At 70.3% G+C, this 20,137-nt stretch carries 16 protein-coding genes; 11 read left to right on the forward strand and 5 right to left on the reverse strand.

All coding sequences use genetic code 11. The annotated features are described in order from the left end of the window. Window positions 1-80: 80 nt before the first annotated feature. Together ACFRAQ_RS11580 and ACFRAQ_RS11585 are read left to right on the forward strand one after the other, a co-directional pair. The gene (locus ACFRAQ_RS11580) at window positions 81-1,679 is read left to right on the forward strand and encodes an ABC-F family ATP-binding cassette domain-containing protein (protein ID WP_379097622.1); all 1,599 of its coding nucleotides are present in this window, start codon (window positions 81-83) and stop codon (window positions 1,677-1,679) included. A gap of 151 nt (window positions 1,680-1,830) precedes the next feature. Beyond that, the gene (locus ACFRAQ_RS11585) at window positions 1,831-4,197 is read left to right on the forward strand and encodes a RelA/SpoT family protein (RefSeq protein ID WP_357288192.1); all 2,367 of its coding nucleotides are present in this window, start codon (window positions 1,831-1,833) and stop codon (window positions 4,195-4,197) included. A gap of 33 nt (window positions 4,198-4,230) precedes the next feature. Here the strand turns inward: ACFRAQ_RS11585 and ACFRAQ_RS11590 are convergent, their stop codons facing one another. Further along, the gene (locus ACFRAQ_RS11590) at window positions 4,231-5,205 is read right to left on the reverse strand and encodes a dimethylarginine dimethylaminohydrolase family protein (protein WP_379097625.1); all 975 of its coding nucleotides are present in this window, start codon (window positions 5,203-5,205) and stop codon (window positions 4,231-4,233) included. A gap of 656 nt (window positions 5,206-5,861) precedes the next feature. Here ACFRAQ_RS11590 and ACFRAQ_RS11595 point away from each other — a divergent pair. From ACFRAQ_RS11595 to ACFRAQ_RS11610, 4 genes are all read left to right on the forward strand, one after another. Beyond that, window positions 5,862-6,608, forward strand: a complete 747-nt coding sequence (locus ACFRAQ_RS11595; RefSeq protein ID WP_379097628.1) for a hypothetical protein — start codon at window positions 5,862-5,864, stop codon at window positions 6,606-6,608. A gap of 85 nt (window positions 6,609-6,693) precedes the next feature. Beyond that, the gene (locus ACFRAQ_RS11600; RefSeq protein WP_379100221.1) at window positions 6,694-7,623 is read left to right on the forward strand and encodes a patatin-like phospholipase family protein; all 930 of its coding nucleotides are present in this window, start codon (window positions 6,694-6,696) and stop codon (window positions 7,621-7,623) included. A gap of 90 nt (window positions 7,624-7,713) precedes the next feature. After that, a complete protein-coding gene (locus ACFRAQ_RS11605; RefSeq protein WP_379097631.1) occupies window positions 7,714-8,022 on the forward strand; it encodes a pyrimidine/purine nucleoside phosphorylase in 309 nt (102 codons plus the stop codon). An 80-nt stretch (window positions 8,023-8,102) separates the two neighbouring features. Next, window positions 8,103-8,975 carry an LLM class flavin-dependent oxidoreductase gene (locus ACFRAQ_RS11610; RefSeq protein WP_379097634.1) on the forward strand — a complete coding sequence of 291 codons (873 nt, stop codon included), beginning with the start codon at window positions 8,103-8,105 and terminating at the stop codon, window positions 8,973-8,975. Window positions 8,976-9,012: 37 nt separating this feature from the next. On the opposite strand, the gene ACFRAQ_RS11615 is transcribed toward ACFRAQ_RS11610, so the two are convergent. Then, window positions 9,013-10,161, reverse strand: a complete 1,149-nt coding sequence (locus ACFRAQ_RS11615) for an epoxide hydrolase family protein (protein ID WP_379097637.1) — start codon at window positions 10,159-10,161, stop codon at window positions 9,013-9,015. Window positions 10,162-10,224: 63 nt separating this feature from the next. Here ACFRAQ_RS11615 and ACFRAQ_RS11620 point away from each other — a divergent pair, with 63 nt between their 5' ends. After that, window positions 10,225-11,178, forward strand: coding sequence for a helix-turn-helix transcriptional regulator (locus tag ACFRAQ_RS11620; protein ID WP_379097639.1), 954 nt, complete (start codon window positions 10,225-10,227; stop codon window positions 11,176-11,178). Window positions 11,179-11,199: 21 nt separating this feature from the next. Here the strand turns inward: ACFRAQ_RS11620 and ACFRAQ_RS11625 are convergent, their stop codons facing one another. The 3 genes from ACFRAQ_RS11625 to ACFRAQ_RS11635 form a co-directional block, all read right to left on the reverse strand. After that, window positions 11,200-12,030, reverse strand: coding sequence for an alpha/beta fold hydrolase (locus tag ACFRAQ_RS11625; protein WP_379097642.1), 831 nt, complete (start codon window positions 12,028-12,030; stop codon window positions 11,200-11,202). 101 nt (window positions 12,031-12,131) lie between these two features. Continuing rightward, window positions 12,132-13,166, reverse strand: a complete 1,035-nt coding sequence (locus ACFRAQ_RS11630) for an NAD-dependent epimerase/dehydratase family protein (protein WP_379097645.1) — start codon at window positions 13,164-13,166, stop codon at window positions 12,132-12,134. After that, on the reverse strand, window positions 13,163-14,830 hold the full coding sequence (locus ACFRAQ_RS11635) for a fatty acid CoA ligase family protein (RefSeq protein WP_379097648.1): 1,668 nt from the start codon (window positions 14,828-14,830) through the stop codon (window positions 13,163-13,165). The genes ACFRAQ_RS11630 and ACFRAQ_RS11635 overlap by 4 nt, the downstream gene beginning before the upstream one ends. A 465-nt stretch (window positions 14,831-15,295) precedes the next feature. Between ACFRAQ_RS11635 and ACFRAQ_RS11640 the strand changes: the two genes are divergently transcribed. From ACFRAQ_RS11640 to ACFRAQ_RS11655, 4 genes are all read left to right on the forward strand, one after another. Continuing rightward, entirely contained in the window at window positions 15,296-16,210 is a 915-nt protein-coding gene (locus ACFRAQ_RS11640) for a 3-oxoacyl-[acyl-carrier-protein] synthase III C-terminal domain-containing protein (RefSeq protein ID WP_357288162.1), read from the forward strand. Between the two features lie 4 nt (window positions 16,211-16,214). Then, window positions 16,215-17,120: a hypothetical protein gene (locus ACFRAQ_RS11645; protein WP_379097651.1), complete on the forward strand. Its 906-nt coding sequence runs from the start codon at window positions 16,215-16,217 to the stop codon at window positions 17,118-17,120. A 384-nt stretch (window positions 17,121-17,504) separates the two neighbouring features. Then, window positions 17,505-19,634: a LuxR C-terminal-related transcriptional regulator gene (locus ACFRAQ_RS11650; RefSeq protein ID WP_379097654.1), complete on the forward strand. Its 2,130-nt coding sequence runs from the start codon at window positions 17,505-17,507 to the stop codon at window positions 19,632-19,634. A gap of 88 nt (window positions 19,635-19,722) precedes the next feature. After that, entirely contained in the window at window positions 19,723-20,130 is a 408-nt protein-coding gene (locus tag ACFRAQ_RS11655; protein ID WP_379097657.1) for a hypothetical protein, read from the forward strand. The last annotated feature ends 7 nt before the right edge of the window (window positions 20,131-20,137 follow it).

Raw genomic sequence — 20,137 nt, forward strand, 5'->3', positions numbered from 1 at the left:
GACATGCCGTTGATCTTCTGAGGTGATCGCCGAGTGGCCCGCAGTCGCGCGCCGCATTCGCTCACTCTCGGGAGGCCCGCATGTCTATGCCTGTTATTTCTGTTTCCGATCTCACCTTCGCGTGGCCGGACGGCACCCCTGTGTTCGACGGACTCGACGCCCAGTTCGGGCCGGGTCACGTCGGCCTGGTCGGCACCAACGGCGCGGGGAAATCGACCCTGTTCCGCCTGCTCACCGGGGAATTGCGCGCCCAGCGCGGCTCGGTGACCATGCCGGGGCGGTTCGGGTACCTGCGGCAGGATCTCGGACTCGCCGCGGGGCAGCGCGTGGACGAGGTGCTCGGGCTGTCGGATATCCGGAAGGCGTTGCACCGCATCGAATCCGGGACCGGCGACGATGCCGACTTCGAGACCGTCGGCACGGCCTGGGACATCGAGGAACGCGCGGTGGCCTTGCTGGGGCGGCTCGGATTGCATTATGTCGCAGGCGATGTCGCGCACCTGGACCGTCGCCTGGACACCCTGTCCGGCGGGGAGACCGTGCTGCTCGGCCTGGTTGCCGAACTGCTGCGCGAACCCGATGTGCTGCTGCTGGACGAACCGACCAACAACCTCGACCGGGTGGCGCGCGAGCGGCTCTACGAGGTCGTCGGCCAGTTCCCCGGCACCGTGCTCACCGTCAGCCACGACCGCGAACTGCTCGACCGGGTCGCCACCATCGCCGAACTACGGCACGGCGAGGTGCGGATCTTCGGTGGCAACTTCACCGACTACGAACGGATCATCGACGCCGAACAGGAAGCCGCCCGCGCGGCCATCCGGGAGGCGCGCAGCGATGTCCGCAAGCAGTCGCGCGAACTCGTCGAAGCCCGCATCAAACTCGACCGCCGCCAGCGGTACGGGCAGAAGATGTGGGACCAGAAGCGCGAACCCAAGATCGTCATGGGCGAACGCAAACGCCAGGCCCAGGTGTCGGCGGGCAAGCTGCGCAACAACCACATCGGCAAGGTCGAGGAGGCCAAGGATCATCTGACCGACATGCAGGACCGGCTGCGCGACGACCGGGAGATCCGTGTCGACCTACCCGGCACCCGGCTCTACCCGGGCCAGGACGTCCTCGACCTGACCGAGGCGCGACTGCCGTGCGGACCCACCGTGACCCTGAAAATCACCGGGCCCGAACGCATCGCGCTCACCGGACGCAACGGCATCGGCAAAACCACGCTGCTGCACCGCATTCAGGAGGAGGGGCCGGCCGTGCCGTGGCGCATGCTGCCGCAACGCCTCGACGTCTTCGACGAATCGAAGACCGTGTTCGAGAACGTCGCGGCCACCGCGCCGCACGCCGCACCCGAGCGGATCCGCGCCCAGCTGGCCCGGTTCCTGTTCCGCGGCGCGGACGCCGACGTCGCGGCCGGGGCGCTCTCGGGCGGGGAGCGGTTGCGGGCGGCGCTGGCCATGCTGTTGCTGGCCGAACCGGCGCCGAAACTGCTGCTGCTCGACGAGCCGACCAACAACCTGGACCTGCCCAGCCTCGCGCATCTCACCGAGGCGCTGGCGAGCTTCCAGGGCGCGCTCGTGGTGGTCAGCCACGACCCGCGATTCCTGGCCGGCATCGGGGTGACACGACGGCTGGAATTGACCCGCGACGGGCTCGCGGCGAGTCCGAGCGAACAGTGAGCAGGACGGGTATCGTTCATCGCTCCGGAGCGGTTGGCACCGGCGGTGGACGCTGCCCCGGTCGTGATCCGATTCCAGGACTAAAGTGGATGATCTGGGTGGTTGAACGGTCCGATATGGTTTTCCTTTCGAGGCCGCGAGCGGAGGTGGCATGACACAGCATCTGGAGAAGGCGAACTCGGGGCAATCGCCCGAGGAAGGATCCGCCACCCCGGCGGCCAACGCACAGTCCGCGGCCGCCGCCCGCAACACCACCGCCGTCCCCACCTCCGCCTCCCGCCGCGTCCGCGCCCGCCTGGCCCGCCGTATGACCGGGCAGCGCGGCATCGCGGCGGTCAAGCCGGTCCTGGAACCGCTCGCCAGCGTGCACCGCGAGCTGTACCCGAAGGCGAATCTGGCTCTGCTGCAACGGGCTTTCGACGTCGCCGATGAGAAGCACCAGCACCAGTTCCGGAAGTCCGGCGACCCGTACATCACCCATCCGCTCGCGGTCGCCAACATCCTGGCCGAGCTGGGCATGGACACCACCACCCTGGTGGCCGCCCTGCTGCACGACACCGTCGAGGACACCGGGTACTCGCTCGACGAGCTGACCGCGGAATTCGGCACCGAGGTCGCCCACCTGGTCGACGGCGTCACCAAGCTGGACAAGGTCAACCTGGGCGCCGCGGCCGAGGCCGAGACCATCCGCAAGATGATCATCGCCATGGCCCGCGATCCCCGCGTGCTGGTGATCAAGGTCGCCGACCGGCTGCACAACATGCGCACCATGCGCTTCCTGCCGCCGGAGAAGCAGGCCAAGAAGGCGCGCGAAACCCTCGAGGTGATCGCGCCGCTGGCCCACCGCCTCGGTATGGCCACCGTCAAGTGGGAGCTCGAGGACCTCGCGTTCGCGATCCTGCACCCCAAGAAGTACGACGAGATCGTGCGCCTGGTCGCCGACCGCGCGCCCTCCCGCGACACCTACCTGGCCAAGGTGCGCGCCGAGATCGTCAACACGCTCGCGTCGAGCCGGATCACGGCCGTCGTCGAGGGCCGCCCCAAGCACTACTGGTCGATCTATCAGAAGATGATCGTCAAGGGGAAGGACTTCGACGACATCCACGACCTGGTCGGCATCCGCATCCTCTGCGACGAGGTGCGCGACTGCTACGCCGCGGTCGGCGTCGTGCACTCGCTGTGGCAGCCCATGGCCGGACGGTTCAAGGACTACATCGCCCAGCCCCGCTACGGCGTGTACCAGTCGCTGCACACCACGGTGGTCGGCCCCGACGGGAAGCCGCTGGAAGTGCAGATCCGCACCCAGGACATGCACCGGACCGCCGAGTTCGGCATCGCCGCGCACTGGCGGTACAAGGAGACCAAGGGCAAGCACTCCAACGACTCCACCGAAGTCGACGACATGGCGTGGATGCGTCAGCTGCTCGACTGGCAGCGGGAGGCGGCCGACCCGGCCGAATTCCTGGAGTCGCTGCGCTTCGATCTGAAGTCGCCGGAGATCTTCGTGTTCACCCCCAAGGGCGACGTGATCACGCTGCCGCAGAAGTCCACCCCGGTCGACTTCGCCTACGCGGTGCACACCGAGGTCGGGCACCGCTGCATCGGCGCGCGCGTCAACGGCCGCCTGGTCGCGCTGGAACGGCAGCTGGAGAACGGTGAGGTCGTCGAGATCTTCACCTCCAAGGCGCAGAACGCCGGACCGTCGCGGGACTGGTCGAACTTCGTGGTGTCCCCGCGCGCCAAGGCCAAGATCCGGCAGTGGTTCGCCAAGGAACGCCGCGAGGAGGCCCTCGAGGCGGGCAAGGACGCCATCAGCAAGGAGGTCCGTCGCTCGGGCCTGCCGCTGCAGCGTCTGATGAGCGTGGACGCCATGAGCGCCCTCGCCCACGAACTGCACTACACCGACATCTCCGCGCTGTACGCGGCCGTCGGCGAGAACCAGGTGTCCGCGCACCACGTGGTGCAGCGGCTCATGGCCCAGCTCGGCGGCGTCAGCGATGTCGAGAACGAACTGGCCGAGCGGTCCACGCCGTCCACGGTGCCGGCCCGCCAGCGCACGACCGGTGACGCGGGCGTGGAGATTCCAGGCGCGCCCGGCACCGTCTCCAAGCTGGCCAAGTGCTGCACCCCGGTGCCCGGCGACGAGATCATGGGCTTCGTGACCCGCGGCGGCGCGGTCAGCGTGCACCGCACCGACTGCACCAACGCCGACTCGCTGCGCTCGGAGCCCGAACGCATCATCGAGGTCAAGTGGGCGCCATCGCCGTCGTCGGTCTTCCTGGTCGCCATCCAGATCGAGGCCCTCGACCGCACCCGCCTGCTCTCCGACGTCACCAAGGTGCTCGCCGACGAGAAGGTCAATATCCTCTCCGCGGCGGTCACCACTTCCGGTGATCGCGTCGCCATCTCCAAGTTCACCTTCGAGATGGGCGACCCGAAGCACCTCGGGCACCTGCTCAATGTGGTCCGCAATGTGGAAGGCGTCTACGACGTCTACCGCGTGACCTCCGCCGCGTGACGCCCTCCGCCCCGAAACGGGTTGGGGGAGCGGTCATTCGGCGCGCAGCAACGGCTGGGTGGAGCAGCGGAACGCGCCGCCGAACAGCCGCGACACCGAGAAGTCGATGTACTCGACGGTGATGCCGCGCTCCTTCAGCAGGGTGCCGACCCGGTCGAATCGCGGGTCGGTGATGTAGGTTTCGCTGTCGACGGGCAGGCCGTTGGTGGCCATGGCGGCGGCCTCGTCCTCGGTGACCTCGATGCGCTCCCAAGCGCGCAGCGCCGCGGGCAAGCCGTCGGGGAGGCGGTCGGGGCAGGCGATGAGCAGGCCCTCGCGGACCAGGCCCAGGGCGCAGTCCAGGTGCAGGACGTGTTCGGGCATGCGGACCGGGGTGACGGTGAAGCCCTGGGGGCGAAGATATTTCGCGAGCCAATGGTAGCCGAGGGCGTTGCTCGCCATCCCGGACAGCCCGACGAAGACCTGCTTGCCCAGGACCAGGACATCGCCGCCCTCGAGGAACGGGCCGGGTCCCGGATGGCCGATGCCCGGCTGCGGCAGCGAGACGTAGTGCGCGGCGGCGGGCATCACGCGCGCCAGCAGCAGATCCCGGCTGGGCAGGACCTCGCGGCGGCGGTGCGGGAACTGGAGTACGCCCTCGATCACGTTCTCGCCCACCGTGAACCACGGATCGCGGACGAAGAAGTTGGCGTAGCCCTCCGGTCCGGCGGCCGCCTTCTCGGCGGCGGTGAACAGGCGCGGGCGCAGCACCTCCACGCCGTGGCGTTCCAGGACCGCGGCCAGCTCGTCGCGTTCGGCCTCCCACGCGCGTTGCTTGTCGGGGTACACCTCACCGAACGTCTTGCCCCAGACAGCGTCGAGGATGCCCACCGCGGCCGGTTCCACCGGCATCGCGTGGCCGAGTAGCTCGGTGTTGTCCGGGGCGCGGAATTCGCTCTGGGAGACGACCACGGTCCGCAGGGGCGCGAACTCACTATCTACGCGAACATTCTCAGTTGCAGCAGACATAGGTGAACGATAGCGCCCGCCATCCGGTCCGGCGCGTCCGCGAGTCGTGATTGCGGGCCGTTCGCTGATCGCCGTACCGTCAAGGACATGGTGGAGTGGCGGGCGCTGGTGCGGTTCGCGGCGGTGTACGCCGCCACCGCGACGGCCGGGCTGGCGATCATGATGCCCGTCAGCTACGGCTGGTTCACCTCCGCACCCCAGAGGGTCGACCTCATGGTGCGCAGCGTGCCGCTGGCCATGGAGTCCGGTGCCATGGTCGCGGTGATCTGCGCGGCCGCGGTGGTCAGCATCGGCAGCAGCCGCGCCGCCTGGTGCGCGGTCGCGGTCGCGCTGCTGGGCATCCTGGTCAATCACGTGGGCATGTCCGGGGTCGGCATGGATTCGCTGACCACGGTCAACTACGTCGACGCCCTGTGCGCCGGTGTCATCATCGGCTGCCTCGCACCCGTGGTGTGGACGCCGTCCCTGGCGGGCGGCGCGTATCTGTTCGGCTGCCTGAGCTCGGTGATCTTCGGGGATCTCGCCCAGCCTCCGGACGAGGATCGGTGGTCGAGCACCCTGGACCGCCTGTTCGGCGGTGCGCCGCCGGTGTGGCTGATCCTGGTGGCGTTGCGCTGGTGGCGGCGAATCTTCCGGCCCGCGATCACCTCGGGCCGATGCCCGGTGAGGGACCGGACTTCTCGCTGGCCCCGATCCTGTCCGGTGCGGTCGCCGTGTTCACGCTGGCGCGGGCCGCGCGCTGGCTCGCCGAGAGCGGTGACCGGGTCGAGGTGGTCGTCGCGGGTGTCGCGCTGGTGATCGGCGGGGCGTTCGTGGCCGCGCTGATCCTGCCCGGCCGCGACGGCGTGCTGGTGCTGTTACTGGTCGCCTTCTCCACCGCGGCGTCCGCGGTGGTCACCGTGCCGCGTCCGGGCTGGGCGAATCTGCTGATCGACGTGGCGGTCGCGGCGGGACTGCTGGTGGCCTGGCTGCGGCCGCGCCCCTACATCGCCATCGCGGCGTCGTCGGTGCTGGCGGCCGTGGCGGCGCTGCTCGCGGTGACCGGGGTCGCGAATCCGACCTGGGCGGTGCTGGGTGTGGTGGCCATCAGCCTGGTGGGCGGCGGCAATCTCGGGTCCGCGCTGCCGCGGCGCGCGACGAGTGTGGTGGTCGCGCTGTCGGTGCTGTTCGTGCCGTCGGCGGCGGTCGCGTTGCGCGGCAGGCCGTTCGGGCGGATCGGGTATTCACCGCACTGGTATCGACTGCCGCAGGTGCCGCACGAACCGGTGCCCGCCTACGCGGCGCTGGGGATCACCGCGGGCTGTGCCCTCGGGGTCTACCTGCTGCGGCGCTGGCGGCGGGAGCAGCCGAAACCCGTCGGTCCGGTCGTCGTGGAGATGGGAGAACGCCATGGTGACGCGTGACGACTCGGCGTCGACGAGCAGCGAGTCGGTGTCGACGAGCAGCGACTCGGTGCCGACGAGCAGCACCGCGCCGATCGGCGGCGCGATGCCCCTGGGCGGCGCGGTGCCGACCGGCAAGCGGGTGGCCCTCGCCCTGGGCAGCGGCGGGGCACGCGGATACGCGCACATCGGCGTGATCGCGGAGCTGCGCGAACGCGGCTACGAGATCACCGGGGTGGCCGGGTCGTCGATGGGCGCGCTGGTCGGCGGACTGTACGCGGCGGGCAAGCTCGACGAATTCACCTCCTGGGCAACGACTCTCGGCCAGTTCGAGGTGGCGCGCCTGCTGGATCCGGCATTCAGTGAGCCCGGCGTGATCCGGGCAGGGAAGATCCTGGACCGGATCCGGGAGATGCTCGGCGAACTGTGCATCGAGCAGCTGCCGATTCCCTACATCGCGGTCGCCACCGACATCACCACGGGTCGCTCGACCTGGTTCCGCGCCGGCGAACTCGACGCCGCCATCCGTGCCTCGATCGCCATCCCCGGCTTCATCACCCCGGTACTGCGCGAGGGCCATGTCCTCGTCGACGGCGGCGTCCTCGATCCGCTGCCGGTGGTCGCCACCATGGCGCTGGGATCGGCCGACCTGCTCGTCGGGGTCGACCTGTCCGGTCCGCCCGACCCCGCCTACGACCGGGCGCAACCGCGGACCAACTGGTTCACCCAGTGGTGGCGGGCGTCCGCGCAACGGCTGGGGCGCACCCCGGACGCGACCGTCGAGGAGCAGCCGCCCGCCTTGAGCAGCGTGCGCGCCACCGATGTCGCGCAGCGGGCGATCGATCTGATGCTGGCCTCCATCACCCGCCAGCATCTCGCCGCCCACCCGCCCGACCTGGTGATCTCGGTGCCGCAGAACATCTGCGGCACCATGGATTTCCATCGCGCCGCCCCGATCATCGAGCAGGGCCGGGCGCTGGCCGTCGCGGCCCTGGACGCGCTTGCCGACGCGGGCGCCGGCGTCCTGCCCGACTGAACGATTGCCCGGAGGTCACCGGTACGATCGGCGCGAACCGGACCGCCCGCCAGGGCGGGTCCCCACCCGAGCAAAGGACTCCGTAGCAGCATGAAGTTCGAGAATGTCACCGTCACCAAGCGCGCCAACGTCTACTTCGATGGCAAGTGCGTGAGCCACAACATCGAGCTGGCCGACGGCACCAGCAAGTCGGTCGGTGTCATCCTCCCCGCCACCCTGACCTTCAACACGGGCGCGCCGGAGATCATGGAACTGCTCGAGGGTCAGTGCAACGTCACCCTCGCCGGTGAGACCGAGGCCGTCGCCTACAAGGGCGGCGAGTCCTTCTCCGTCCCGGGCGACTCCAGCTTCGTTATCGAGGTCGTGGAGCCGGTCCACTACGTCTGCCACTTCGGCTGAGCAGCACTTCCCCGCGGCCCGGTCCCTCGAATGGGGCCGGGCCGCAGTCGTTTCCGCCGTCCGCGTGGTAGGCATGGGGGATGACGACGCTGGGAGTGGTGTTCCGGCCGCAGCAACCGCCGGAGCGGCTGCGGGAGGTGGTGCGGGCAGCCGACACGTCGGGGCTCGACGAACTGTGGCTGTGGGAGGACTGCTTCCTCGAAGGCGGGATCGCCACCGCGGCGGCCGCACTGGCCTGGAGTGAGCGCGTGCGCATCGGCGTCGGGGTGTTGCCCGTACCGCTGCGCAATGTCGCGATCACCGCCATGGAGCTGGCCACGCTGGAACGGATGTTCCCCGGGCGCGGGATCTGGGGAGTGGGGCACGGGGTGCAGGACTGGATGGGTCAGGTGGGGGAGCGGGTCGCCTCGCCGATCACGCTGCTGCGCGAATACCTCGAGGCCTTGCGGGCCCTGCTGGCCGGGCAGCGAATCTCGGTGCGGGGCAGGTATGTTCAGCTCGACGGCGTCGCCCTCGACTGGCCCCCGCCCGCCGCGCCGCCGATCCTGGCCGCCGCGACCGGGCCCCGCACCCTCGAACTGGTGGGCGCGGCGGCCGACGGGGTGATCCTCACCAGCTCCACTCCCGCCGCAGGCGTCCGCACGGCTGCCGAGATCGTGCGGGCCGCCCGGCCGGAATCCCTGGCGGCGCAACCATATCCGATCGTCGTGTACCTACTGGCCGCCACCGGGCCCGGAGCCGCCGACCGGGTGGCGGCGGAACTGCGGGCCGAGAATCGCGACACCATCCCCGGGATCGGGGTCACCGGGGACGCCCGGGCCATCGCCGACGCGGTGATCGCCTGGACCGAGGCCGGGGCCACCGGTGTCGTGCTGCAACCCACCGGCGACGACCCTGACCCGGTCGGCTTCGTCCGCTTCGCCGCCGAGCAGGTCAGGCCGCTGGTGCCCTGAATCCGGCCGGACCGCACCGGATTCCGGGCGCCGGCGCTCAGCGCAGGTCGCGGAAGAACTCGCGGATGTCGCCGACGAGGATCTCGGGTTCCTCCAGCGCCGCGAAGTGGCCGCCGCGGTCGACGTCGGTCCAGCGGGTGATGGTGTTCGACGGCTCGCAGTAGCGCCGGATGCAGACATCGTGGGCGAAGGCGATGACGCCGGTCGGGACACCGGAATTGGTTGCGGGAGCCCCCCATTCGCCGGTCTGGGCGTAGCCCACATAGGCCGCGGAGCCCGCGGTGCCGGTCAGCCAGTACAGCATCACATTGGTGAGCAGGCGATCCCGGTCGATGATCTTGTCGGGCACGACATTGCGCGGGTGCGTCCACTCGCGGAACTTGTCCATGATCCAGGCCAGCTGCCCGACCGGGGAGTCCACCAGGCCGTAGGCCAGCGCCTGCGGCCGGGTGGACTGGATCGCGATGTAGCCGAACTCCTCGCGCATGAACGCCTGGATGCGCTGGATCCGATCGCGTTCGAGGTCGGTGAGTTCGTCGAGGTCGTTCACCGCCGACTGCGGAGGCAGATTGGTGCCGCCGTTGACGTGCACGCCGATCACCTTGTCCGGTGCCGACCGCGCCACTTCGGGGCTGACCGAGCCGCCGATGTCGCCGCCCTGTACGCCGTAGCGCTCATAGCCGAGGCGGCGCATGAGCTCGGCCCACAGCCGGCCGATCCGCGCCCGCGTCCACCCGGTGTCGGCGACCGGCCCGGAGAATCCGAACCCGGGCAGCGACGGAATGACCAGGTGGAACGCGTCGGCCGGGTCGCCGCCGTGCGCTGCCGGATCGGTGAGCGGCCCGATGACATCGAGGAATTCGACCACCGAGCCGGGCCAGCCGTGGGTCAGCAGCAGCGGTACCGCGCGCGGTTCGGCCGAGCGGATGTGCAGGAAATGCACCCGCTGCCCCTCGATCTCGGTGTGGAACTGCGGATACCGGTTGAGTTCGGCTTCGGCCGCGCGCCAGTCGTATCCGGTACGCCAGTGCTCCACCAGTTCCCGCAGCCAGTGCACGGGCACGCCGGTGTCCCAGTCGTCGCCCGGCAGCGGGGCGGGCAGCTGGGCGGATTCGAGCCGCCGCCGCAGATCGTCGAGCTGAGTCTGAGGGATGTCGATGCGGAAGGGAGTGACCTGTTCGCTCATGAGAACTACGCTACGAGCCGGTTAGGACAGGTTCTGCCCTAGCTGTCGGGAAGAATCGAATTCATGTTGGAAACCTCGGCTCGACTGCTGCGACTGCTGTCGTTGTTGCAGACCCCGCGTGAGTGGAGCGGCGCGGATCTGGCCGCCCAGCTCGCGGTGGACGTGCGCACCGTGCGCCGCGATATCGAGAAGTTGCGCGCCCTCGGCTATCCCGTGGACGCCACGCCCGGTTCCGCGGGATACCGCCTGGGCGCGGGCGCGAATGTGCCGCCGCTGCTGCTCGACGACGAGGAGGCCGTCGCGGTCGCCATGGGCCTGCGCACCGCCGCGGGCGGCACCATCGCGGGCATCGAGGAGAGCTCGCTGCGCGCGCTCACCAAACTCGAACAGGTGCTCCCGTCGCGGCTGCGTCACCGGCTCACCGCCCTCCAGGACGCGACCGTGTCGGTCCCCTCCGGCGGCCCCCGCGTCGACCCCGACACCCTCACCACCATCGCCGCCGCCATCCGCGACCAGCACCGTCTGCGTTTCGACTACCGCACCCACGCGGGCGCCGAAACCTCCTACCGCACCACCGAACCCCACCGCCTGGTCCACCACGGCCGCCGCTGGTACCTGACCGGCTGGGATGTCGACCGCGAGGACTGGCGCACCTACCGCGTCGACCGTCTCACCCCGCGCCTCCCCACCGGTCCGCGTTTCACCCCGCGCGAGGCCCCCGACCCCGCCGACCAGGTTTCACGCGGGGTCACCTCGGCGCCTTATCGCTACCACGCCCGGATCACCCTGCTGACCTCCGCCGATCGGGCCGCCGACCGCATCTCCCCGACGGTCGGCGTCCTCGAAGCCGTCGACGCGACCACCTGCCTCCTGCACACCGGCGCGAACTCTCTGGACGCGATAGCCGTCCATGTCGCGGGCTTCGGCTTCGAATTCCGGGTCATCGAACCACCGGAACTGGTCGACCGCCTGCGCGAACTGTCCACGCTCCTGCACCGCGCGGCCGGGGGCGGCTGAGCGGATCGTGCGCTGATGAATTCAGCCCGCGAGAGCGGTCGTAGTAGCGGAACGGATTGCGGCGGTGACGGTTTCGGGCCGCTCGAGCATGATCAGGTGGCCGCAGTCGGGGAGGGTGATGGCGTGGGCCGGGCGGAGGGTTTCGTTGAGACGGGCGCCCGCGGCGGCGGAGAGGATGCGGTTCTTCTCGCCCCAGACCGTGGTGATGGGCGGGAAAGCGGGGGAGGGGTGGAAGGTGTCGAGGGTGGCCAGCGTGGGGAGGTCGCGCGCGATGGCGGCGGGCGGGTACAGGCGGCGCGGCTCGGACCAGCGGTGACGCAGGGCCGTGAACGATGGGGAGGTCATGGCGCGGCCGCGCGGGCCGAGCTGTTCGCGGACCACCAGGTTGGCGGCGACGCCGGGCAGGCGGATGGCGCTCGCGACGGAGTCGAGGGGGATGCGGGACGCGGCGCGGGCGGTCCAACCGGTCGGTGTCGGCCGCAGCGTGGCGGCGGTGAGCGGGCTGCACAGCACCAGGGCGCGCACGTTCTGCGGGTTGGCGCGGGTGTAGAGCAGCGACAGCGCACTGCCGAAGCAGTTGCCGACCAGCGTCACATTGGTGAGATCGTGGGCGCTGATGAACTCCGACACCAGGCGCACATAGTTGGCGACGGTATAACCGCCGGTGGGGGAGTCGGAGTCGCCGTAGCCGAAAAGGTCCAGCGCGTAGACGCTGTGCGTGGCCGCCAGGGCGCGGGTCTGGTTGGCCCAGATGTGGCGGTCGCCGCCGATATTGTGCAGGAACAGGATCGGATCGCCGGATCCGGCGTGGTCGTAGGCGACGGATACGCCGTGATAGTCGAATGCCGGCATCGGGCGCTCTCCTCATTGAGTGCGGTACTGCGCTGTATCCAAGCCATGCTAGCCGGTACCGCGCGTAACACAAGGTTTCGCGGAGAGCGCCCGAACGCTGGTCAGTGGGTGGATCCGGCGATCACCCCCATGCGATGGATCCAGGATTTCAGTTCGGCCATGCCGGTGTCGCGGTCCATAACGGGCCGGTATCCGAAATCGCGGGCGGCGGCCGAGGTGTCGTAGGTGCCGGTGCGGGTGAGCACCGCGACCGAGTAGCGCGACAGCGGCGGGGTCCAGTGCTCGGCGAGATAGGGGACCCGCCGCAGGTTCTCGATCACCGACACCACCAGCGCCACTAGACGGGGGTCCAGTGCCCGGCCCGGCGGCGGATACCCGAGGTCGGCGGCGACCTCGGCCAGGAACCCCCACACCTCGGTGCGTTCGGCGTCGGCGATGAAATACGCTCTGCCACCGACATTCTCGCTGGCCGCGGCCTTGACCATGGCGTCGACGATATTGTCCACGTGGCACAGCGAGGCGTGGACGCCGCGCCCGCCCGACAGATCCGGCAGCGTCCCCGCCGCCGCCCGTTCCAGGAGCCGCACGATGGGCCCGGACCGATCGCCCGCGCCCCAGATGGCGCGCGGCCGCAGCGCGCAGGTGGTGAAGCCGGGCGCATCGGCCGCCAGCACCAGGCGTTCGGCGGCGGCCTTGGTCTCGCAGTAGTGGTTCAGATAGCGCGACGGATACGGAACCGACTCGTCTATATCGATCTGGTCGCCGCCGTCACGATCCATCAACGCGCTCGGACTCGACACGAACACGAACCGGCGCGCGCCACCGGCGGCGGCCGCGGCCAGCAAACGCGCGGTGGCCGTGGTGTTCTCGGCCCAGAAGCGGGCGCGGGTGCCGCGCTCGTCGACCCGGGCCGCACTGTGGAACACCACGTCCACGCCCGCGGCCGCCCGCTCCAGGGACACCGGATCGCTCAGGTCGCCGACCACCCGCTCGACGTGGTCCAGGACCGGGGTCAGGTCGCGCAGATCGCTGGTGGGCCGCACCAGAATCGACACCTCGTGCTCGCCGTCGCCGACCAGGCGACGGGTCAGCGCACCGCCGAGGAACCCCGAGGCCCCGGTCACCAGGACCTTCATGACGCCCCCTGCCCGAGCTGCTTGTCCGCCCACACCGTCAGCCGTTCGCGGCCGATCTTGGCGTTGTGGCGGATGTCCACCGGGAAGCGCGGATGGAACAGGAACTCGGTCACCGGCTTGGTGATGTCGAATTCGTCGCGCCGCCCGCGTAATTCGCGCTCGACGGCGTCGCGGTCGGCGCCGGGCGCGAGCTCCACGCACAGCACCGGCACTTGCTCACCGCGCGTGCCCACGCCCACCAGCGCGGTGCGGGCGACGCCCGCGACGGTGTTGAACACCTGCTCGACCTGGACGGTGAACATCGGGCCGCGCGCGGTCTCCAGCCGTTGACTCTTGCGGCCGCAGAACCGGATTCGTCCCGCGTCGTCGAGCCAGGCCAGATCGCCGGTGCGATGCCAGATCACCTCGTCGTCGGCGATCTTGCCGACCCGGTCCGCGGTCGGCGGCCAGAAGTAGCGGGTGCTGACATTCGGCCCGGAGACCACCAGTTCCCCGATCCCGAGCGGGCCCGCGAGGCCGCCCCGACCCTCGACATCCGACCAGTCGGGCAGCGGATCATCGGTGATGGGGATGATGCGGGCCCGCACGTGCAGCGCGGGCGCGCCCACACAGACCCCGTGCCCGGTGTGAGCCTGTGCCACGAGTTCGCCCAGCAGTTCCCGGGATTCGATGGTGGCCATGGGCAGCGCCTCGGTCGCGCCGTATCCCGAGTACACCCGGGCGTCGGTGGGCAGCACCTCGCGCAGTCCGGCGATGCAGCTGTCCGGCACCGGCGCGCCGCCGGAGTAGACGCTGCGGATGCTCGGCAGGGCGGCCCCGGTGCGGCGGATGTGGTCCAGCAGCGGGATCAGTACGGCGGGGGAGGCGAACATGGTCCGCACCTGGAACCGTTCGACCGCGTCCACCACGTGCGCGGGATCGGTCGCCCCGACCTTGGACGGGATCAACGGCGGTAGCACGCACCGGGATCCGAGCAGCAGTTCCAGGATGCCCGCCACCGGCGCGGTGATCAGCGAGGTCTCCGGCGCGACGTGCTCGCGCGCGGCGTCCACCTGATCGATCATGGCGGCGAGATTGCCGTGGGTGAGTACCACCGCCTTCGCGGGTCCGGTGCTGCCGGTGGTGTAGGCGATGAGCAGCGGCTCGTCATCGGGCGCGGGCTCGCGCTCGGGCAGGGCGGAAGCCGGTGTGCGGCCCCAGCTCTCGAGGGTGGGTCCCTGCCACCAGGAGCGGCCCACGGTGACCGCCACCCGCACCTTGCGGAAGTAGGCGCGGAACACGATGCGCAGCGCCTGCGCCTCGGTGACCCCGACGAACGCCTCGGCGTCGGCGGCACGCAGGCAGCGCAGCATCTTGAACAACCCCATGCCGGGGTCGATCACCACCGGCACCGCACCGATCTTGAAAAGTCCGTACAGCACCGCGTACAGCTCCGGTCCCGGCCGCACCAGCACGATGGTGCGCACGCCGGGGCCCACCCCGGCCGCGAGGAACCGCTCGGCAATGGTGTCCGACCACGCGTCGAGTTCGGTGTAGGTGAGTTGCCGGTAGTCGGGCAGGCCGGCCCGGGTCCGGCCCTCGGCATGGATCACCGCCGCCCGGCCGGGATGCTCGGAAACGATATCGGTGAATCGATCGAGGGCGCGCCAATAGACAGTGGGCAAGGAATGCGACACACTTCCCCCAGGGAATTGTCGAGGAATGCGAGAAATATGTCGGTGAGGCTACACGGGGCTCACCGTGGCCGCCAGCCGTGCGATTCGAATTCGTTTGATATACAACAGTTTTAGTGTGTCTCGCGGTACCGACACCGGTTACTCCGCACCCCCTATCCCACCCCTACGGGGATTCGAAATACTGTGTACAACAGGCTGATCCGTGATCATCGCCCGACTCTCGTCCACCCCTCCGTACGGTAGCCTTCGACTCGGCATCGGGGCCTACGAAAATCACCCGAGAGAGCAGGGGGCCACATGCGTACACGCTTCGAATCCCACATGCGTACACGCTTCGAATCCATTGGCGCGTATACACCCAGCACTATCCGTTCCACGGAAGACGTCATCAATGCCCTGTCGGTTCCACGGGCCTTGGATCTGGAACGAATTACCGGAATCAAGAATCGCCGCGTGCACAATAGCGACCCCGGCGACTATGAATCCTCCTTCGTGCTCGCGCAGCGGGCCATCGAGGATTGCCTGGAACGCTCCGGCTATACGGCCGAGGACCTGGACGTGATCATCTCGGTCTCGATCACCCGCTTCACCGCGCCCGGGCAATACTGCTTCGCCCCGTCGTTCGCCGCCCAGCTGGGCGCCGCCATCGGCGCGGGCAAGGCCCTGCACTTCGACCTGTCCAACGCCTGCGCGGGGATGATCACCGGCGTGCTGGTGCTGGACCGCATGATCAAGGCCGGCGTGGTGCGCCGCGGCCTGGTGGTCAGCGGCGAGCAGATCACCCCCATCGCCGAGACCGCCACCCGCGAGATCTCCAAGCCCTACGACCCGCAGTTCGCGGCGCTCACCGTCGGCGACGCCGCGGTGGCGGTGGTGGTCGACGACCGCGGCGACGATGACGACGAGATCCACTACATCGAACTCATGACCACCTCGGCCGGAGCGGAACACTGCATCGGCATGCCGAGCGACAAGACGACCGGCATCGCCATGTACACCGACAACCGGGCACTGGCCAGCGAATCGCGATTCCTGCAGGGTATTTCCCGCATGGCCGATTTCCTCTTCGAGACCGGCCGCGCCTGGGAGAGCGAGAAATACGACTACTGGATCCACCACCAGTTCAGCGGCCCGGCCATCGAGTACATCAGCTCGCTCACCGAACGCCATTTCGACACCCCCATGCCGCAGGCGCTCAATATCTACGCCGAGTACGGCAATACCGCGTCCACGTCCCACTTCCTGGTGCTGCGCGAACATCTGGCGCAGGGGCGAATTCCGCGCGGTTCCAAGGTGCTGCTGATCCCCGAGGCGTCCGGGGTGGTATCCGGTCACCTCGCCGCGACGATCTCCCGGCTGGAGGCCTGAATCCATGACCACCGCAATCGTTTCCGCGGCCGTGTGCACCGATGCCGACACCGGCAGTTATTTCGAACTCGCCGCCCGCGCGGGACGGCAGGCGCTGGCCGCCGCCGAGATCTCCGCCGACCGGGTCGGCCTGGTGATCAACGCCGGGGTGTTCCGCGACAGCAATATCGCCGAACCCGCCGTCGCCGCACTGATCCAGAAGCGCCTCGAGGTCGGCCTGGAGTACGAGACCGGCCGCCTGCCCGCCTTCTCCTTCGATCTGCTCAACGGCGGCACCGGGGTGCTGCACGCCCTCATGACCGCGCACTGCTTCACCGGGCTCGGTGATGTCGAGTACGCGCTCATCGTCGCCGGGGACACCCACCCCACCACCGAGCGCGGCCGGGAGGACTTCCCGTACACCGCCAGCGGTGCGGCGATCCTGCTGCACGCCGGCGGCGGTGCGGGCGGTTTCGGCCGCCTCTACACGGCGGGGAACAGCGGCCCGCTCACCCCGACCGCGTGGGCCGACCTCGAAGCCGCCGGAACCGCGGGCCGCGGCGCGCTGACCGTGCGCGCCGCCACCTCCGATCCGCTGGACCTCGCCGAAACCGTGCTGCGGGAATGCCTTTCCGGCGAGGGCCTGGAGCCCGGCGACTTCGCGACCGGCGCGGCGGTGCTGCTCGCGCCGGCCCCGGCCGCCGGATTCCGCGAGCGCGTGGCCTACCGGGTCGGGGTGCCGTCGGCGGCGGTGGCCGGAATCGATCCCTTCGCGGGCGACCCGTATTCGGCAGGCCCGGTGCACGCCTACCTGAGCGCGGCCGGCCAGGGCCTGCTCGACGAGGCCCGGTCCGTGGTGTTCCTCGGCGTGGACGGCAACGCGGCCGCCGCCCTGGTCTACCGTCCGCGAGTGCTCGCCCCCACCTCCTAGGGGAAAGTGAAATACACTGTTTGGCAGTAGATTTCGAAACCCGCTGTGCCCCGGCTGATCCTGGGCGTCCACACGCCCTCGCTGCAATGATGCCGCTCGCGCACACCGAAGCTCGCCGTGCCATGTCCGACAGCCGGGCGCGCCCGCGATTCGGTGAAGGGACCTCAGATGGCACGGTCGGTCGCACGGGACCGAGGGGGATTACCGGTGGGGGCCGGTGGCGGAACGAGCGGCGCGCCCGCCACCCGCACGACCGCGGGCCGGGTCGGCCCGGCGGCGACGCGAGCGCGGCCGGATGCGTCCGGCGCACACACGGATTCGGGCGAGCCACGGTCCGCCCCCGCGGTTCCGGTCATCGCGCGAGCCGGGCGGGTGAACGCCTCCGTGCCTCGGTCGAACGCGGCCGAGGCCGAGCGGTTGCGGGTGGCGCGGGTTTCGGCGGTGCTGGGCGATCACGCCTCCCTGGGCCGCGTGGCGGCGCTACTCGACCGCGGCGTGGGCGAGATCCGCGCGGTGACGGCGGAATTGGTGCGGGCCGGACTGATCGTGGGGGAGTGTCGGCCGCATCCGGACATGGCGGCGCTGGTGCTGCGGGAACTGCCGGAGGAGGAGCGGCGGGCGTTGCACGCGGCGGCGGCGGAACTGCTGTGCCGGGAGGGGCTTCCGGCGGCGGTAGTGGCGGCGCACCTGGTCGCGGCGGGGGACACGCGCGGGTCCTGGGCGGCGCAGGTGCTGCTGGAAGTCGCCGACCACGCCTTCGACGCGGACGAATGGGATAGCGCCGGAACCTATTTGGAGCTCGCCTATCGGGCCAGTCGCCGAGCCGACGAGCGGGCGGGGATCGCGACGAAGCTGGTCGCGGTCGAATGGCGGATCAATCCGTCCGGTCGCACCCGCAACTTCGGGCGGCTCAAGGCGGCGCTGCGCACCGGGCGGGTGCCGTGCCCGGAGCTACCCATGACCGTGCTGCAGATGCTGTGGCACGGCCACATACTGCACGCCGACCACGCCCTGCTGCGGCTGCGGCGGGAGGCGGACGCCGCGCTCGGCGATCGGCTCGAGTTCCTCGGCGCGTGGCTGCGCTACACCCACCCGGTCCAAGCCCAGCGGCACTCCTGGCTGCTCGCCGCACCGAGCGTCGGAGCGACGTCGGGCTCCCGGGCGTCCGTCATCGCACACCATGACCCGCACTCGGGTGGACACGCCGATCCCGCGAGCTCGCCGGCCGCGAAACGGTCTCCGGTTCCCCGGAGCACACCCCGCCCCGCGACGTCCGGTCCGCGTGCGCCGCAGCGTGATTCGGCACACCGGCAGGCCGCCGACCTGCTCGACGGCCTGTGGAAACAGCGTCCGCCGGAGGAGACCGCCGCCGCGGCGCAACGCATGCTCGCCCAGCACCGCCTCGCGCCCGACACCGTCGAAGTGCTGGTGGCCGCCGTGGACTGTCTGCTGTACACCGACCGCCTCGACGCCGCCGACGCCTGGTGCGCGTCGCTGCTCGCGGAGGCGACCGCGCGCCGCGCCCCGACCTGGCAGGCGCTGTTCGCCATGGCCCGCGCGGAAACACTGCTGCGCAAAGGCAATCCGGTCGAGGCCGCCGGGCACGCCGCCGCCGCGCTGAACCTGCTGCCCGCCGAACAGCTCGGGGTGTGGCTGGGCCGGGCGGTCGCGGTAATGGTGCGCGCCCTCACCGCGCAGGGGCGTCACGTCGAGGCCGCCGCCCAACTGGACCGCCCGCTGCCGCGCGTGGTGTTCGAAACCCGTTTCGCGCTGGGCTATCTGCGCGCCCGCGGCGAGCACTGCCTGGCCATCGGGCTGCTCGACGAGGCCGAACGCCACTTCCGCCGCTGCGGTCGTCTCATGACCGAGTGGGGCCTGGACTTCGCGTGGCTCGCGCCGTGGCGCAACGACCTGGCCGCGGTCAGCCTGGCGGCGGGGGAGCCGCGGCAGGCCCGCGCCCTCGCCACCCGGCACCTGGACGCGATCGGCGGGGCCGAACGGCATCACAGCGGCGGGGTGTCACTGCGACTGCTGGCCGCCACCGGCGACCCGCTGCGCCGGGTCACCCTGCTGCGCCGCGCGGCCGCCCTGGCCCGCTCCGGCGGCGACGAACTCGAATTGGCCACCGTGCTGGCCGATCTCGGGGCCGCCTACCGCGCGCTGGGGGAGGCGGATCGGGCGCGCCCGCCGCTGCGCGAGGCGGCGCGGCTCGCCGAAACCTCCGGCGCGGAACCGCTCCTGGCCCGGCTGCAGGTCGACTCCGGACCAGGAACGCGAGACACGCTGGGCGGCAGCGGCTTCGAGACCCTGAGTCCGGCCGAGCGGCGCGTCGCAGAACTGGCCGCGAGCGGGAATCGCAATCGCGATATCGCCGAAACCCTCGACATCACCACCAGCACGGTCGAGCAGCACCTCACCCGGGTGTACCGCAAACTGTCCGTCGCCCGCCGCAGTGAACTGCGATTCGCTCTGGCGGCGCGGACCGCGGCGAGCGGAAGAATCGCCACCGGCTGACCCGGATCAAGGTCGGGCATCGATTCGGGTGAACCCCGGCGGCCCCGGACGGGCACTTCTATCGTGAAGCCATCCGGAAGGGGTCGTCATGACGGCAACGGACAAGATCCTCATCATCGGCGGACTGTTGACCCTCACCTACGGGACGCTGCTGGGATATCCCCTGGTCGCGCTGCGCCGGCGGGAGGGCAATCCACCGGCTCCCCGCTATCTCAACGTCGCTCACGTCGGGGCCATCCTGCAGGGCGCGCTGGTGCTCGGCCTGGTCTGGGCGGCCCGGCTGTCGGACCTGCCCGACGGCTGGAACATCACGGCCGCGTCGCTGGTGGTGGCCGCGGGCGCGTTCATCGCCGCCAAGGACACCATCAACTGGCTGACGGGGGTCGACGACGAATTCGCGGACAAGGCCCGGACCATGCCACTCGGTCTGGCGGGCGCGCTGACCATGACGGTCGGCCTGATCATCTTCATCGTGGGCGACCTGGCTGCCCTCTGAACCCGCG

The sequence above is a fragment of the Nocardia sp. NPDC056611 genome, from assembly GCF_042792755.1.
In the GTDB taxonomy this organism is placed as follows: Bacteria; Actinomycetota; Actinomycetes; order Mycobacteriales; family Mycobacteriaceae; genus Nocardia.

Coding starts and splice junctions, on each gene's coding strand:
- ACFRAQ_RS11590 (WP_379097625.1), bottom strand. CDS start 5,205: ATGTCTGCTGCAACTGAGAATGTTCGCGTAGATAGTGAGTTCGCGCCC.
- ACFRAQ_RS11585 (WP_357288192.1), top strand. CDS start 1,831: ATGACACAGCATCTGGAGAAGGCGAACTCGGGGCAATCGCCCGAGGAA.
- ACFRAQ_RS11655 (WP_379097657.1), top strand. CDS start 19,723: ATGACGGCAACGGACAAGATCCTCATCATCGGCGGACTGTTGACCCTC.
- ACFRAQ_RS11630 (WP_379097645.1), bottom strand. CDS start 13,166: ATGAAGGTCCTGGTGACCGGGGCCTCGGGGTTCCTCGGCGGTGCGCTG.
- ACFRAQ_RS11605 (WP_379097631.1), top strand. CDS start 7,714: ATGAAGTTCGAGAATGTCACCGTCACCAAGCGCGCCAACGTCTACTTC.
- ACFRAQ_RS11645 (WP_379097651.1), top strand. CDS start 16,215: ATGACCACCGCAATCGTTTCCGCGGCCGTGTGCACCGATGCCGACACC.
- ACFRAQ_RS11580 (WP_379097622.1), top strand. CDS start 81: ATGTCTATGCCTGTTATTTCTGTTTCCGATCTCACCTTCGCGTGGCCG.
- ACFRAQ_RS11620 (WP_379097639.1), top strand. CDS start 10,225: ATGTTGGAAACCTCGGCTCGACTGCTGCGACTGCTGTCGTTGTTGCAG.
- ACFRAQ_RS11595 (WP_379097628.1), top strand. CDS start 5,862: ATGCCCGGTGAGGGACCGGACTTCTCGCTGGCCCCGATCCTGTCCGGT.
- ACFRAQ_RS11610 (WP_379097634.1), top strand. CDS start 8,103: ATGACGACGCTGGGAGTGGTGTTCCGGCCGCAGCAACCGCCGGAGCGG.
- ACFRAQ_RS11625 (WP_379097642.1), bottom strand. CDS start 12,030: ATGCCGGCATTCGACTATCACGGCGTATCCGTCGCCTACGACCACGCC.
- ACFRAQ_RS11600 (WP_379100221.1), top strand. CDS start 6,694: ATGCCCCTGGGCGGCGCGGTGCCGACCGGCAAGCGGGTGGCCCTCGCC.
- ACFRAQ_RS11615 (WP_379097637.1), bottom strand. CDS start 10,161: ATGAGCGAACAGGTCACTCCCTTCCGCATCGACATCCCTCAGACTCAG.